Source organism: Streptomyces sp. NPDC006463 (assembly GCF_042870715.1).
Lineage (GTDB): Bacteria > Actinomycetota > Actinomycetes > Streptomycetales > Streptomycetaceae > Streptomyces.
Map to the genome: position 1 here is coordinate 239006 of NZ_JBIAHP010000009.1, position 15644 is coordinate 254649.

At 71.9% G+C, this 15644-nt stretch carries 10 protein-coding genes and 1 pseudogene; 9 read left to right on the top strand and 2 right to left on the bottom strand.

Annotation, left to right across the window (positions count from 1 at the left end):
* The first annotated feature begins 348 nt into the window (after positions 1-348).
* From leuS to ACFYOB_RS18610, 6 genes and pseudogenes are all read left to right on the top strand, one after another.
* On the top strand, positions 349-3219 hold the full coding sequence (gene leuS, locus ACFYOB_RS18585; RefSeq protein ID WP_388560911.1) for a leucine--tRNA ligase: 2871 nt from the start codon (positions 349-351) through the stop codon (positions 3217-3219).
* Positions 3220-3361: 142 nt separating this feature from the next.
* Entirely contained in the window at positions 3362-4120 is a 759-nt protein-coding gene (locus ACFYOB_RS18590; RefSeq protein WP_388560912.1) for a hypothetical protein, read from the top strand.
* 99 nt (positions 4121-4219) lie between these two features.
* Positions 4220-5065, top strand: coding sequence for a DegV family protein (locus ACFYOB_RS18595; RefSeq protein WP_388560913.1), 846 nt, complete (start codon positions 4220-4222; stop codon positions 5063-5065).
* 405 nt (positions 5066-5470) lie between these two features.
* The gene (locus ACFYOB_RS18600; protein WP_388560914.1) at positions 5471-6223 is read left to right on the top strand and encodes a helix-hairpin-helix domain-containing protein; all 753 of its coding nucleotides are present in this window, start codon (positions 5471-5473) and stop codon (positions 6221-6223) included.
* Between the two features lie 704 nt (positions 6224-6927).
* Positions 6928-8334, top strand: a pseudogene (locus tag ACFYOB_RS18605) (ComEC/Rec2 family competence protein); the annotation flags it as partial.
* A gap of 385 nt (positions 8335-8719) precedes the next feature.
* Positions 8720-9601: a YceI family protein gene (locus ACFYOB_RS18610; protein WP_388560915.1), complete on the top strand. Its 882-nt coding sequence runs from the start codon at positions 8720-8722 to the stop codon at positions 9599-9601.
* A 20-nt stretch (positions 9602-9621) separates the two neighbouring features.
* On the opposite strand, the gene ACFYOB_RS18615 is transcribed toward ACFYOB_RS18610, so the two are convergent.
* Complete coding sequence (locus tag ACFYOB_RS18615; RefSeq protein ID WP_328925681.1) at positions 9622-9864, bottom strand: hypothetical protein; 243 nt, start codon at positions 9862-9864, stop codon at positions 9622-9624.
* Positions 9865-9925: 61 nt separating this feature from the next.
* Here ACFYOB_RS18615 and holA point away from each other — a divergent pair, with 61 nt between their 5' ends.
* Positions 9926-10918 (top strand): DNA polymerase III subunit delta, encoded by a 993-nt coding sequence (gene holA, locus ACFYOB_RS18620; protein ID WP_388560916.1) that lies wholly within the window; start codon positions 9926-9928, stop codon positions 10916-10918.
* A 202-nt stretch (positions 10919-11120) separates the two neighbouring features.
* On the opposite strand, the gene rpsT is transcribed toward holA, so the two are convergent.
* Positions 11121-11387: a 30S ribosomal protein S20 gene (gene rpsT / locus ACFYOB_RS18625; protein WP_030010251.1), complete on the bottom strand. Its 267-nt coding sequence runs from the start codon at positions 11385-11387 to the stop codon at positions 11121-11123.
* Positions 11388-11643: 256 nt separating this feature from the next.
* Between rpsT and lepA the strand changes: the two genes are divergently transcribed.
* The gene (gene lepA / locus ACFYOB_RS18630) at positions 11644-13509 is read left to right on the top strand and encodes a translation elongation factor 4 (RefSeq protein ID WP_388560999.1); all 1866 of its coding nucleotides are present in this window, start codon (positions 11644-11646) and stop codon (positions 13507-13509) included.
* Between the two features lie 202 nt (positions 13510-13711).
* Positions 13712-15604, top strand: coding sequence for an AMP-dependent synthetase/ligase (locus tag ACFYOB_RS18635; RefSeq protein ID WP_388560917.1), 1893 nt, complete (start codon positions 13712-13714; stop codon positions 15602-15604).
* Positions 15605-15644 lie beyond the last annotated feature (40 nt).

The window sequence follows — 15644 nt, forward strand, 5'->3', positions numbered from 1 at the left end:
CCGGGCGTCCCCGCCGGTGGGCTATTCCGCGGGTGTGGCGGGGCGTCTCATCTCCTCGGGGTGGGCCCCACAAAAAGACCCCCCCCCCCCCCCCGCCCCCCCCCCCCCCCGCGCCGGGCCCCCCCCGCTTCTCGTTGTGCCCACCGTTCGGAACGGCCGAGCGTCGGCCGGGACTGCTGCGGTACCCTGACGCCATGCGTGCCGTACGCCTTCTGCTTACCGAGCCGCGCTGATCAGTGCCGACCCTTCGAGACGGTCGGCATCGGCGCGGCGTCCCCTCCTGTGCGAGGGGTTTTTTCGTTTGGGCAGGCAGAGACGGCAGAGACGATCGATGGAGCTTCAGAAATCATGAGCGAGACGAACACCCCGGCCCCCGAGGCGGCCGAGGGGCACCGTTACACGGCTGCCATGGCCGCCGACATCGAGGCACGCTGGCAGGACGTATGGGACGCGCAGGGCACGTACGAGGCCCCGAACCCGACCGGTGACCTGGCCGGGGACCCCGCGGTGGTCGCGCGGCCCAAGAAGTTCATCATGGACATGTTCCCGTACCCGTCCGGCACGGGCCTGCACGTCGGCCACCCGCTCGGGTACATCGCCACCGACGTCTTCGCCCGCCACCAGCGGATGACCGGCCACAACGTCCTGCACACCCTGGGCTTCGACGCCTTCGGCCTGCCGGCCGAGCAGTACGCCGTGCAGACCGGCACGCACCCGCGCGTGTCGACCGAGGCGAACATCGAGAACATGAAGCTCCAGCTGCGCCGGCTGGGCCTGGGCCACGACAAGCGCCGGTCCTTCGCGACGATCGACCCGGACTACTACAAGTGGACGCAGTGGATCTTCCTGCAGATCTACAACTCCTGGTACGACGCGGACGCGAAGAAGGCCCGGCCGGTCGCCGAGCTGGTCGCCGAGTTCGAGGACGGCACCCGCGAGGTCCCCGGAGGCCGCGAGTGGGCGCAGCTGACCGCGGGCGAGCGGGCCGACGTACTGAACGAGTACCGGCTGGCGTACTCCTCGGACGCGCCCGTCAACTGGTGCCCCGGGCTGGGTACCGTACTGGCCAACGAGGAGGTCACCGCGGACGGCCGGTCCGAGCGCGGCAACTTCCCGGTCTTCAAGGCCAAGCTGAGCCAGTGGAACATGCGCATCACCGCGTACGCGGACCGGCTGCTGGACGACCTGGACGCGCTGGACTGGCCCGAGGCCATCAAGCTGCAGCAGCGGAACTGGATCGGCCGCAGCGAGGGCGCGCGCGTCGACTTCCCGCTGGGCGACCAGGCGGTCACCGTCTTCACCACCCGCCCGGACACCCTGTTCGGCGCCACCTACATGGTGCTGGCGCCCGAGCACCCGCTGGTGGACAAGTTCATCCCGGCCGCCTGGCCCGAGGGCACGCACGACGTGTGGACCGGCGGACACGCCACGCCGGCCGACGCCGTCAGCGCGTACCGCAAGCAGGCCGCCTCGAAGTCGGACGTCGAGCGCCAGGCCGAGGCCAAGGACAAGACCGGTGTCTTCACCGGTGAGTACGCGACCAACCCGGTCAGCGGCGCGAAGGTCCCGGTCTTCATCGCCGACTACGTGCTGATGGGCTACGGCACCGGCGCGATCATGGCCGTTCCGGCGCACGACAGCCGCGACTTCGAGTTCGCGCGCGCCTTCGAGCTGCCGATGCGCTGCGTCGTGCAGCCCAGCGACGGGCGGGGCACCGACCCGGCGGAGTGGGACGACGCGTTCGTCTCGTACGACGCCGCGCTGGTCAACTCCACCGGCGAGGGCATCGCGCTGGACGGCCTGGGCGTCGTCGAGGCCAAGGCCGCGATCACCGCCTGGCTGGCCGAGCGCGGCATCGGTGAGGGCACCGTCAACTTCCGCCTGCGCGACTGGCTGTTCAGCCGTCAGCGCTACTGGGGCGAGCCCTTCCCGATCGTCTACGACGAGGACGGCGTCGCGCACCCGCTGCCCGAGTCGATGCTGCCGCTGGAGCTGCCGGAGGTCGAGGACTACTCGCCGCGCACCTTCGAGCCCGACGACGCCACCTCGAAGCCGGAGACCCCGCTGTCCCGCAAGGCGGACTGGGTCGAGGTCGAACTGGACCTGGGCCGCGGCGAGGGCGTCAAGCGCTACCGGCGCGAGACCAACACCATGCCGAACTGGGCCGGTTCCTGCTGGTACGAGCTGCGCTACCTGGACCCGAACAACTCCGAGGCGCTGGTCGACCCGGCGATCGAGCAGTACTGGATGGGCCCGCGCGAGGGTCAGCCGCACGGCGGCGTCGACCTGTACGTGGGCGGCGCCGAGCACGCGGTGCTGCACCTGCTGTACGCCCGCTTCTGGTCGAAGGTGCTGTTCGACCTGGGGCACGTCTCCTCGGTCGAGCCGTTCCACAAGCTGTACAACCAAGGCATGATCCAGGCGTACGTCTACCGCGACGAGCGCGGCTTCCCGGTCTCCGCGACGGAGGTCGAGGAGCGGGACGGCAAGTTCTTCTTCGAGGGCGAGCCGGTCAAGCGCGAGCTGGGCAAGATGGGCAAGTCCCTGAAGAACGCCGTCACGCCAGACGAGATCTGCGAGGAGTACGGCGCGGACACCCTGCGCCTGTACGAGATGGCGATGGGTCCGCTGGACGTCTCGCGCCCGTGGGACACCCGGGCCGTGGTCGGCCAGTACCGGCTGCTGCAGCGCCTGTGGCGCAACATCGTGGATGAGGAGACCGGACAGGTCACCGTCGTGGACGGGGAGCCCGGCGAGGACACGCTGCGCGCGCTGCACAAGGCCGTCGACGGGGCGGGCTCGGACATGGCGGGGCTGCGCTTCAACACGGCGATCGCGAAGATCACCGAGCTGAACAACGCCCTGACGAAGGCCGGGCGGCCGCTGGAGCGCCCGGTCGCCGAGGCGCTGGTGCGGCTGGTCGCCCCGCTGGCCCCGCACATCGCGGAAGAGCTGTGGCACCGCCTGGGCCACAGCGACTCGGTGGTCCACCAGGACTTCCCGGTCGCTGACCCGGCGTACGTCGTGGACGAGAGCGTGACGTGCGTGGTGCAGGTCAAGGGCAAGGTCAAGGCGCGCCTGGAGGTGCCCCCGACGATCTCGGACGCGGAGCTGGAGCAGCTGGCCGTCACCGATGAGGGTGTGGTCGCGGCGCTGGGCGGTGCGGAGATCCGCAAGGTGATCGTGCGCGCCCCGAAGCTGGTGAACATCGTCATCTGACGTCACCCGTCCCTGATGGGACACGCATGGGGGACATCCCGTACGGGCAGGTTGGGGGTTCGAATGGAACCCCCGGCCTGCCCGTGGCGTTTACGGTGGAGGGGACGGAAAAAGAGCTGCGGGGACTGGGGAAGGGACACTCATGGAGGCCGCGTTGATCATCTTCGCGCTGATGGTGCTTTTCGCCTTCCTGGGCCTGGGCGTGTATGTCACCACCAAGGTGGTGCGGGCGGCCAAGCGCGGTGTGGACCGCACGATCACGCAGGCCCGCCGGACGGTGGAGGACACGACCCTGAGGGCGAAGAGCCTCGGCCAGGTCGGGGTCATGGGGGCGCTGGCGCAGCTGCGGCTTGATCTGCGGACGTCGATGCGGGCCACGCAGGAGGCGCTGTACGCCGGGGTCCGGACGGACGGCTCGCTGAAGGAGTCCATCGGGCTGTTCGAGCGGCTGAGCGAGCACGGGCACGAGCTGGACGCCGAGCTGAAGCGGCTGGAGCAGGAGCCGGACCGGCAGCGGATCGCCGAGGGCCTGCCCGGCCTGCGGGAGCGCACGGCCAAGATCACGGAGGCGGCGGACTCGCTGAGGTGGGCCGCGCGCGACCGCGCCCGGCGGTTCGCCGCCGACGACCTGTCCGCCCTGTCGGAGCAGATCGAGGTCGAGTCCGGGGCGCTGCGGGACTGGTCCCGCGAGTCGGTGGACGATCTGACGGCGGCGGCCGCGGAGTTCGACGCGGCGCACAAGGCAAGGCCCGCGGCGGGTCCGGCGGCGGGCCAGGGCAAGGGGCAGGCTCGGGATGAGGGCACGCGGGGCGCGGAGCCCCAGCCGGCGGCGCTGAATCCGGCCGCGCCGACAGCTCCGTACCCGTGGCAGAAGACGCGTCGCCCGGAGAGCACGACCTGACGCGTGTCGTGGGCGCGGCACGCCGCCGGGGGCCCGGCGGCGGGCCCGACGAGGAGCCCGGGCTGCCGTCGCACCCCGACTGGCGGTAACCTCCGGCTCATGTCCCGCCATGTCGCCATCGTCACCGATTCCACGGCCTACCTGCCCCAACCGGCCATGGCGCGGCACGGAATCACCTCCGTACCGCTCACCGTGGTACTCGGCGGTGAAGCGCTGGAGGAGGGCACCGAGATCTCGGCGCGCAGCCTTGCCTTGGCCCTTCAGAAGCGCCGCTCGGTCACGACCTCGCGCCCCAGCCCGGAGGAGTTCGTCCGGGCCTACCAGGCGGCCGCGGACGCCGGTGCGGGCGGCATCGTCAGCCTGCACCTGTCCGCCGAGTTCTCCGGTACCTACGACGCCGCCGTGGTGGCCGCCAGGACCGCGCCCGTGCCCGTGCGGGTCGTGGACACCGGCATGGTCGCGATGGCCCTCGGTTTCTGCGCGCTGGCCGCCGCCGAGGTGGCGGAGGCGGGCGGTTCCGTCGACGATGCCGTGGCCGCCGCCGAGAAGCGCGCGGCGGACATGTCCGCTTACTTCTACGTCGACACCCTCGACTACCTCCGCCGCGGCGGCCGGATCGGGGCCGCCCAGGCCCTGCTCGGCTCCGCGCTGGCGGTGAAGCCGCTGCTGACCCTGGACGGGGGGCGGATCGAGATGCTGGAGAAGGTGCGTACGGCCTCCAAGGCCATCGCCCGGCTGGAGGAGCTGGCCGTCGAGCGCGCCGGGTCGGGCAGCGTCGACGTCGCGGTGCACCATCTGGCGGCCCCCGAGCGGGCCGAGAAGCTCGCGCAGCGGCTGCGGGAGCGCATCCCGGGCCTGGTCGAATTGCATGTCAGCGAGGTGGGCGCGGTGATCGGCGCGCACACCGGGCCGGGGCTGCTGGCCGCGGTCGTCTCGCCGCGCTGATCACTCGCCGCGCTGATCACCTGAACGAGTGGCCTGGATATCCACAACGGGGTGTCTGTCCACCGGAATTGAGCCCTCCGGACGGGCTTCCGGATTCGCCCCTACGGTCGTGGCATGACTCTTCGAGCGCGTACCTCGCATCTGTCCTCCCGTCGCCCGGGTGCCACCAGCGGCCCGGGCCGGCCCCGATTCTCCGACAGCCGTCTGCGCCGCCGCGGTGGCCGTGGTGTGCGCCGTGACCACCGGGCTCCGCACGCGGATCCCGAGGCGGTGCTGCGGCGGGCCGAAGCCCTGTTGGGCGGCAGCAGTCCGCCGGTGGTCTTGCCGCCACCACCGGCCTCGTCACCGTCACTATCGGCCTCGTCACCGTCACCGCCGTCACCGCCACCGCCACTGGCGACGGCCTTGCCGTCGTCGGCGGCCGAGGCGGATCCCGGGGCTCCGTCGGGGGCGCCGCCTGAGGAGGCCGCCGGGCCGGCTGCTTCCGGTCCGGCGCGGAGCCTGGCCCTGCGGGAGCGGCTGCCGGTGTGGTTCCAGGCCCGCTGCGGGGTGGAGCCGCGCACGGTGGCCGCCGTCGGGGTGGTCCTGGTCGTCGCGGTCGGCTTTGCCGGGCAGCACTACTGGTCGGCCCGGCCGCGGGCGGTGACCGCGCCCGCCGTGGTCGCCCAAGGGGCGGTACCGGCCGCGGCCACGGCACCGGTACCGGCAGGGGGCTCCGGAGGCGGCGCGGCTCGGATCGTCGTCGATGTCAGCGGCAAGGTCCGGGACCCGGGAGTGCGGCGGCTGCCCGCCGGTTCGCGTGTCGAGGACGCGCTGTCCGCCGCAGGGGGAGTGCGGCCCGGTACGGACACCACGGGCCTGAACCGGGCCCGCGTGCTGGTGGACGGCGAGCAGGTGTTGGTGGGCGCCCCGGCGCAGCCTCCAGCGGTCGCAGGCGGGAGCGGAGGCGGAGGCGGGCCGGGCCAGGGCCCGCTCAGCCTCGGCTCGGCCACCGTCGAGCAGCTGGACGGTCTGCCGGGGGTCGGGCCGGTGCTGGCCCAGCACATCGTGGACTTCCGCACCGCCAGAGGTGGCTTCCGTTCCGTGGAGGAGCTCCGGCAGGTCAACGGCATCGGGGAACGGCGCTTCGCCGACCTGCGCACCCTGGTGCGGCCGTGAACCGCCCCGAGGCCTCGGGAGCGGTGGACCTGCGGCTGGTGGGACCGGCCCTGGCCGCCTGGGCGGCGGCCGCCCTCGCGCTGGACGCGCCCGCCGGCCGGACCGCCGCCGGGGTGGCCGTGGGCCTGGCCGTGGCGGGGCTGCTGCTCCTGGCGGCGAGCAGGCGTCCCGGGCGGCTGTGGAGGGCCGCTCCGGCGCTGGCAGCGGCCCTGCTGTGTGGCTGTGCCGGAGCCGGGGTGGCGGGGCTCCAGCGGGCCGAGGCGCGGGCCGGGCCGGTGGCGGATCTGGCCCGGGACCATGCCCGCGTCCTCGTGGAGCTCACCGTCGGCTCCGATCCGCGGGTGGCCGGGAGCGGGAGCGGGCCGCCGGTGGTGGTGCTGGACGCGCTGGTGACCGGGGCGGACGGGGCGCGGACGCGGGTCGAGACCCCGGTGCGGGTGCTGGCCGGGCATCCGGGCTGGGCCCGGCTGCAGCCCTCCACCCGGGTGTCGGTGGTCGCCCGGCTGGCCCCGGCGCGCGGTGGGGAGCGGGCGGTGGCGCTGCTGCGGCCGGCCGCCGACACGCCGCCCGGGGTGACGGGCGGCCCGGACACCGCACAGCGGCTCGCCGGGCGGCTGCGGGCCGGGCTGCGCGAGGCCACCGACGGGCTCGCGCCCGATGCCAGGGCCCTGCTGCCGGGGCTGGTCGTCGGGGACACGTCCCGGGTGACCACCGATCTTCAGGAGGCGTTCCGGGCCACCGATCTGCTGCACCTGTTGGCCGTGTCCGGGTCCAACCTGACCGTGGTGCTGTTCCTGCTCATCGGGCCCCCGGCCAGCGCGCAGCAGGCCGAGCGGCGCGGGTTGGCGCCTCGGCTCGGGCTCTCGCTCCGGGCGACCGCCCTGTGCGGGGCGGGCCTGACGCTGGCGTTCGTGGTGGTGTGCCGGCCGGAGCCGAGCGTGCTGCGGGCCGCCGCCTGCGGGGCGGTGACCCTGCTGGCCATCGCCACCGGGCGGCGCAGGTCCCTGATCCCGGCCCTGGGGGCCGCCGTGCTGCTTCTGGTCCTCTACGACCCGTGGCTGGCCCGCAGCTACGGCTTCCTGCTCTCCGTCCTGGCCACGGGCGCCCTGCTCACCCTCGCGCCCCGGTGGAGCCAGGCCCTGACCAGGCGCGGGATGCGGCCCCGGCTCGCCGAGGCGCTCGGAGCCGCCGCGGCCGCGCAGGCGGTGTGCGCGCCCGTGGTCGCCGTGCTCGCCGCCCGCGTCAGCCTGGTGGCGGTGCCCTGCAACCTGCTGGCCGAGCTCGCGGCCGGTCCGGCGACGGTGCTCGGCTTCGCGGCGCTCGCGGTGGCTCCGCTGTGGATGTCCGCCGCGAAGGTGCTCGCCTGGTGCGCGGGGGTGCCCGCCGGGTGGATCGCCGCCGTGGCCCGGGGCGGGGCGGGGCTGCCGGGAGCTGAGCTGGCCTGGCCGGGCGGGCTCGCCGGAGGGCTGCTGCTCGCCGCCGCCACCTTGGCCGTCATCGTGCTCGGCGCCCGGTTCGGGCGGCGGCGCCTGGTCTGCTCGGCCCTGGCGGTGCTGCTGCTCCTGGCCGTACTGCGGCCGCCGCAGCTCACCCGTACCCTCTCCGGCTGGCCTCCGCCCGACTGGAGTTACGTGCAGTGCGCGGTGGGCCAGGGGGACGCCGCGGTGCTCGCGGTCGGGCCGGGCGAAGCCGTGGTCGTGGACACCGGTCCGGATCCCGGCCCGGTGGACGCCTGTTTGCGTTCCCTGGGTGTGATCCGGGTGCCGATGCTCCTGCTGACGCACTTTCACTCCGATCACGTGGCGGGCCTGTCCGGGGTGCTGCGGGGCCGGTCGGTGGGTGTGATTCAGACCACGGCGCTGGAAGAGCCGCCGGGGCAGGCACAGTTCGTCCACCGGACCGCGGCGGGCGCCGGAGTACCCGTCGTGCGGGCGGTGGCGGGGGAGCGGCGGCGGGCCGGACCGCTGGAGTGGCAGGTGCTCTGGCCGCCTGCTGCCGGGGCTCCGCCGGACGGGCCCAACGACGCGAGCGTCGCCCTGCTGGTGCGTGGCGCGGGGCTGACCCTGCTGCTGCTCGGAGATCTCGAACCGGCCGCGCAGCAGGGCCTCTTGAGGGACCATCCGGAACTGGGTCCGGTGGACGTACTCAAGGTCGCGCACCACGGCTCCGCGCACCAGGATCCCGTGCTGTACGCCCGGGTGAGACCACGGCTCGCCCTCGTCCCGGTCGGCGCCGGCAACCGCTACGGGCACCCCGCGCCCGGCACCCTCGCCCAGCTGCGGGCGATGGGGGCGACCGTACTGCGCACCGACACCGACGGCTCGATCGCCGTCACCGGCAGTGGCCTGCAGATGCGTGCGTTTCCGGCCCGCCGACGGCGGAGCCGACACGCCCATACCGGGCAGGGCCGTTCTGTTTGCCCACAACCCGACAGCATGATCGAATGCGTCTTCGCCAGAGCGGTCCAAAGCCACACAGCACGGGGGTGCATCAGCCATGTTCGGTCGCCGACGGGGGATGGAGACGGCCGGAAGTTCCAGCCCACACACATCCGCGACACTGACACTGCCACCGACGGCACGTCTGCTCAGCTGCCGGGTTCTCGACACGGTCCACCAGCCCGTCCGGCAGGCCGCGTTCGAGGTGACCGACCCGATCGGCCGACGGATCGTCAGCGGCGAGACAGACCCGTATGGCGGGTTCACGGCGGCCGTACCCGAGGGCGAGTACCGGCTCTCCGTCACCGCCGAGGGGTACGCGCCGTTCCACGGGGCGACGCTCGTGGGGGACCCGGCGCAACCCGGTACCGGGGAGATCATCCTCGACGCCGTGGAGCCGCCGCTGTTGCCGCAGCCCGGCCACTGGGAGCTCGACCCGACGCACTCGTCCATCGTCTTCACGGCCCGGCACATCGGCTTCGCCCGGATCGGCGGACGGTTCAACACGTTCGCCGGCGCGGTACGGATAGCCGAGCGCATGGAGGACTCCTCCATGCACGTGATCATCGACGCGGCGAGCATCGACACCGGGGTGCGGATGCGCGACGACCACCTGAGGTCCGGCGACTTCCTGGACGCGGCCCGCCACCCGACCCTGGAGTTCTACAGCGAACGGTTCATCCACCGCAGCGGCAGCCGCTGGACCGTCGCGGGCGCCCTCACCCTCCACGGGGTGAGCCGCTCCGTCACCCTGGACACCCAGTACCTGGGTCTGGGCACGGGACTGGAGGGCGAGCCGCGGGCCGCCTGCCGGGCCACGACCGAACTGCACCGCGAGGACTTCACCTTGAACTGGCAGTCGGTGCTGGCGAACGGGATCGCGGCGATCGGGTCGAGCGTGGAAGTGACCCTGGACGTGCAGATCGTCCACAAGGCCTGAGCTCTCGGGTACTCCAGGTACTAGGGGGCTTCCAGCCAGCCCTCGTACTCGGCGGCGAGGGCGTCCAGCGAGGTGGTGTCGAGCCGTTCCCGCGGATCCTCGACGACCACCAGCCACTGGGCGTCCTCGGCGTCGTCCTCGCCGGCCAGCGCGTCGCGGACCAACTGCGGCTCTTCGGGGAGGCCGAAGCGGTCGACGGCCTCCTGCGCCACCTCCTCGGCGGCGTCGCGGTCGGGCAGGACGAGTACATGTCGCACGTTCACGCGACCATTCTCGGGCACGCGGCGAAGAGGGCTGTCGGTGCGGCGTGGGATGCTGGAGCCGATGGCCACCAGGAAGAACTCCACCGACGATCCGCTTGCCCCGCTCACCCTCGCGGTGGGGCAGGAGGACCTGCTCCTCGACCGTGCCGTGCGGGAGGTGGTGGCGGCCGCCCGCGCCGCCGACGCCGACACCGACGTCCGCGACCTCACCTCCGAGCAGCTCCAGCCCGGCACGCTGGCCGAGCTGACGAGCCCCTCGCTCTTCTCCGAGCGCAAGGTCCTGGTCGTGCGGGGCGCCCAGGACCTGTCCGCGGACTCGGTCAAGGAGGTGAAGGCGTACCTCGACGCGCCCTACGAGGAGATCATCCTCGTGCTCGTCCACGCGGGCGGGGCCAAGGGCAAGGGCCTGCTGGACGCGGCCCGCAAGGCGGGTGCGCGGGAGATCGCCTGCCCGAAGATGACGAAGCCCGCGGACCGGCTCTCCTTCGTGCGCGGAGAGTTCCGCACCCTTGGCCGCTCCGCGACCCCGGAGGCGTGCCAGACCCTGGTCGACGCGATCGGCAGCGACCTGCGGGAACTGGCGAGCGCGGCGGCGCAGCTGTGCGCGGACGTCGAGGGAACCATCGACGAGGCCGTGGTCGGCCGCTACTACACGGGCCGGGCCGAGGCCTCCAGCTTCACTGTCGCCGACCGGGCGGTCGAGGGGCGGGCGGCGGAGGCCCTCGAAGCCCTGCGGTGGTCCCTGTCCACGGGGGTGGCGCCGGTCCTGATCACCAGCGCCCTGGCCCAGGCCGTGCGCGCGATCGGCAAGCTTGCCTCCGCCCCGCGCGGAGCCCGCCCGGGCGACCTCGCCCGGGACCTGGGCATGCCGCCCTGGAAGATCGACCGGGTCCGCCAGCAGATGCGCGGCTGGTCGGCGGACGGCGTCGCGGACGCCCTGCGTGCCGTGGCCGCCGCCGACGCGGGCGTCAAGGGCGGCGGCGACGACCCCGAATACGCCCTGGAGAAGGCGGTCGTCGCGGTGGCCCGCGCGGCCCGCCCCCAGCGCCGCTAGGACGCATCGGACCTGTCCGGGCCCGTCCGGGTAGCGCGAAGGCCCCGGCCGTCACCCTGGGGAAGGGTTGGCGGCCGGGGCCTTCGGTCACTGCTTTGGTTGCGCCGCACCCGCGTGGCGAACGCTTCGTGTGCGGCGCGGGGTGCCGGTCAGGAGCGGGAGAGAGGGCCCGCTGGATCCGTTCCGGCGATCACATCAGAGCTCAGCCCTGGAGGGAGGCAACCTTGGTGGCCAGCGCCGACTTCTTGTTGGCGGCGGCGTTCTTGTGGATGACACCCTTCGAGACAGCCTTGTCGAGCGCACGCGCGGCGGCGCGGGAAGCCACGGTGGCCTTCTCGACGTCACCGGCGAGGACGGCCTCGCGGGCCTTGCGGATCGCGGTCTTGAGCGAAGACTTGACGGCCTTGTTGCGCAGGCGCGCCTTCTCGTTCGTCTTGTTCCGCTTGATCTGGGACTTGATGTTCGCCACGAAAGAGCCTTTTCAGGTTCAGAGATTTGATCTTCGGATTGTGTCCCGACAGCTGAGAGGGCATACGAGACACAGCTGCCCAGGCTACCAGGCACGCTCCGGGCGGCCCAAACCGAGCGCACTGCCCCGTCCATGGGACCATGGGAGTCTGCGTATAGATCCGACATCGCGCCGCCGAGAGCGACGGGAGCCGGACTTTCGCTCCGACCGACGCTCCGCAAACGCTTCCGACTGCGACCGAGAATCAGGACACTGCGTGCCCGCGATCCCCAGCCACGTGCCCGAGCCGAGCCGTACCGACCCGGCGCTGATCCGCAATTTCTGCATCATCGCGCACATCGACCACGGCAAGTCGACCCTTGCCGACCGGATGCTCCAGCTCACCGGTGTGGTCGACCAGCGGCAGATGCGCGCCCAGTACCTCGACCGCATGGACATCGAGCGTGAGCGCGGCATCACGATCAAGTCCCAGGCGGTCCGGCTGCCCTGGGCGCCCACCACGGGCGAGGGCCAGGGCAGCACCCACATCCTCAACATGATCGACACCCCCGGGCACGTCGACTTCACCTACGAGGTCTCGCGCTCCCTCGCCGCGTGCGAGGGCACCATCCTCCTGGTGGACGCCGCGCAGGGAATCGAGGCCCAGACCCTCGCCAACCTGTACCTGGCGATGGAGAACGACCTCGCGATCGTCCCCGTACTGAACAAGATCGACCTGCCGGCCGCCCAGCCGGAGAAGTTCGCCGAGGAGCTCGCGAACCTGGTCGGCTGCCAGCCCGAGGACGTGCTGCGCGTCTCCGCGAAGACCGGTCTCGGCGTCGACGCGCTGCTCGACAAGGTCGTCGCTACCGTCCCGGCCCCGGTCGGCGTCAAGGACGCCCCCGCCCGCGCGATGATCTTCGACTCGGTCTACGACTCGTACCGCGGCGTCGTGACCTACGTCCGTGTCGTCGACGGTCAGCTCAACAAGCGCGAGCGCATCCGGATGATGTCGACCGGCGCCACGCACGAGCTGCTGGAGATCGGTGTCTCCTCCCCGGAGATGACCCCGGCCGACGGCATCGGCGTCGGCGAGGTGGGCTACATCATCACCGGCGTGAAGGACGTCCGCCAGTCCAAGGTCGGTGACACGATCACCAGCCTGCACAACGGCGCGACCGAGGCCCTCGGCGGCTACAAGGACCCGAAGCCGATGGTCTTCTCCGGCCTGTACCCGCTGGACGGCTCCGACTACCCGGACCTGCGCGAGGCCCTGGACAAGCTCCAGCTCAACGACGCCGCGCTCGTCTACGAGCCGGAGACCTCGGCGGCGCTCGGCTTCGGCTTCCGCGTCGGCTTCCTCGGTCTGCTCCACCTGGACGTGGTCCGCGAGCGCCTGGAGCGCGAGTTCGGCCTCGACCTCATCGCGACCGCGCCCAACGTGGTCTACCGGGTGGTCATGGAGGACGGCAAGGAAGTCACCGTCACCAACCCGAGCGAGTTCCCCGAGGGCAAGATCTCGGACGTGTTCGAGCCGGTCGTACGGGCCACCGTTCTCGCGCCCACCGAGTTCATCGGCGCGATCATGGAGCTCTGCCAGCAGCGCCGCGGCACCCTGCTCGGCATGGACTACCTCTCCGAGGACCGGGTCGAGATCCGCTACACCCTCCCCCTCGCGGAGATCGTCTTCGACTTCTTCGACCAGCTGAAGTCCAAGACGCGCGGTTACGCCTCCCTCGACTACGAGCCCACCGGCGAGCAGTCCTCCAGCCTGGTCAAGGTCGACATCCTGCTGCACGGCGACAAGGTCGACGCCTTCTCCGCCGTCACGCACAAGGACGCCGCCTACGCCTACGGCGTGCGCCTCGTCGCCAAGCTGCGCGAGCTCATCCCGCGGCAGGCCTTCGAGGTGCCGATCCAGGCGGCCATCGGCTCGCGCGTCATCGCCCGCGAGACCATCCGCGCCATCCGCAAGGACGTCCTCGCCAAGTGCTACGGCGGTGACATCTCCCGTAAGCGGAAGCTGCTGGAGAAGCAGAAGGAAGGCAAGAAGCGGATGAAGATGGTCGGCTCCGTGGAGGTCCCGCAGGAGGCCTTCATCGCCGTGCTGTCCAGCGACGAGTCCGGCGGCAAGAAGAAGTAGCCACGTAGCACCGTTGTGTACGAAACAGGCCCCCGCGCGGATGCGCGGGGGCCTGTTTCGTTATGAATCGGCCGCTCGGAGGCTCTTACGCACCAGGCGGAGGGCCCCTAGTCTGATCACTGCTCGATGGTTACTCGCCAGTTACAAGCCCTGAGTCACCGCCCTGAATGACAGGCCCTGCCGCGTGGTCCGGAGGACGTCCGTGAGCGACACACAGACCTTGATCGAGAACCGCCCGCCCACCGTGGCGGCCCTCTTCCTTGAGCGTGTCTCGGCCACGCCGGATGGAGAGGCCTATCGGTACCCGGTGCCGGCCGCCGCCGGAACCGGCGGCCCCGACGACTGGAAGTCGCTCAGCTGGGGCCAGGCGGCCGAGCGGGTCTTCGCCGTCGCCGCCGGGCTGATCGACCTCGGCGTGGGCTCGGAGGAGCGCGTCGCGCTCGCCTCCAACACCCGGGTCGAGTGGATCCTCGCCGACCTCGGCGTGATGTGCGCCGGCGGCGCGGTCACCACGATCTACCCCAGCACCAACGCGGAGGAATCGGCGTTCATCCTCTCGGACTCCGAGAGCCGGGTACTCATCGCCGAGGACGCGAAGCAGCTGGCGAAGGCGCGCGAGCGCCGCGCCGACCTGCCGAAACTCGCCCACGTGGTGGTCGTGGAGGCCGCCGACGCGGTAGCCGCCGACGGCGACCCCGAGGGCTGGGTGCTCTCGCTCGCCGATCTGGAGGCGCGCGGCAGGGAGTACCTCGCCAAGCACCCCGAGGCGGTCAAGGAGCGGATCTCGGCCATCACCGCCGACCAGCTCGCCACCCTCATCTACACCTCCGGCACCACCGGCCGCCCCAAGGGCGTCCGGCTGCCGCACGACAACTGGTCGTACATGGCCAAGGCCACCGTCGCCACCGGCATGATCCACTCGGACGACGTCCAGTACCTGTGGCTGCCGCTGGCCCACGTCTTCGGCAAGGTCCTGACCTCCGGCCAGATCGAGGTCGGGCACGTCACCGCCATCGACGGCCGGATCGACAAGATCATCGAGAACCTGCCGGTCGTGCAGCCGACGTACATGGCGGCCGTCCCGCGCATCTTCGAGAAGGTCTACAACGGCGTGGCCGCCAAGGCGCGGGCCGGCGGCGGAGCCAAGTACAAGATCTTCCAGTGGTCGGTCGGCGTCGCCCGGGAGTACGCCAAGGTCACCCAGGACAACTTCCGGCGCACCGGGCAGGCGACCGCCCCCTTCGGCCTCACCACCAAGCACAAGATCGCCGACGCGCTCGTCTACTCCAAGCTCCGCGAGGCCTTCGGCGGCAAGCTGCGCGCCGCCGTCTCCGGCGCCTCCGCCCTGGCGCCCGACATCGGCTACTTCTTCTCCGGCGCCGGCATCCACATCCTGGAGGGCTACGGCCTCACCGAGTCGAGCGCGGCCTCCTTCGTCAACCCGGGCGAGGCCTACCGCACCGGCACCGTCGGCAAGCCGCTCCCCGGCACCGAGGTCCGCATCGCCGACGACGGCGAGGTGCTGCTGCGCGGTCCCGGCATCATGCAGGGCTACCACGGGCAGCCGGAGAAGACCGACGAGGTCCTGGAGTCCGACGGCTGGCTGCACACGGGAGACATCGGCGAGCTGTCGCCCGACGGCTACCTGCGCATCACGGACCGCAAGAAGGACCTGATCAAGACCTCGAACGGCAAGTACGTCGCACCCGCGGAGATCGAGGGCCAGTTCAAGGCGATCTGCCCCTACGTGTCGACCATCGTCGTGCACGGCGCCGACCGGAACTTCTGCACCGCCCTGGTCGCGCTCGACGAGCCGTCCATCCTCACGTGGGCGGCCGAGAACGGGCTGGAGGGCAAGACGTACGCGCAGGTGCTGGCCGCGCCGGAGACCACCCGGCTGATCGAGACGTACGTCCAGACCCTGAACGAGGGCCTGCAGAAGTGGCAGACGGTCAAGAAGTTCCGGCTGCTGCCGCGCGACCTCGACGTCGAGCACGGTGACCTGACGCCCAGCCTCAAGCTGAAGCGCCCGGTCGTCGAGCGTGAGTTCAAGCACCTGATCGACGAGATGTACGAGGGCGCCCGCGAGGCGTAGCCCGAGGGGGGAAACGACCTTGGGGCAGTGCGGGACAATG

Bases quoted from the DNA above. Each gene is read 5' to 3' on its own strand.
- leuS (WP_388560911.1), top strand. From the start codon at position 349: ATGAGCGAGACGAACACCCCGGCCCCCGAGGCGGCCGAGGGGCACCGT.
- ACFYOB_RS18590 (WP_388560912.1), top strand. From the start codon at position 3,362: ATGGAGGCCGCGTTGATCATCTTCGCGCTGATGGTGCTTTTCGCCTTC.
- ACFYOB_RS18595 (WP_388560913.1), top strand. From the start codon at position 4,220: ATGTCCCGCCATGTCGCCATCGTCACCGATTCCACGGCCTACCTGCCC.
- ACFYOB_RS18610 (WP_388560915.1), top strand. From the start codon at position 8,720: ATGTTCGGTCGCCGACGGGGGATGGAGACGGCCGGAAGTTCCAGCCCA.
- holA (WP_388560916.1), top strand. From the start codon at position 9,926: ATGGCCACCAGGAAGAACTCCACCGACGATCCGCTTGCCCCGCTCACC.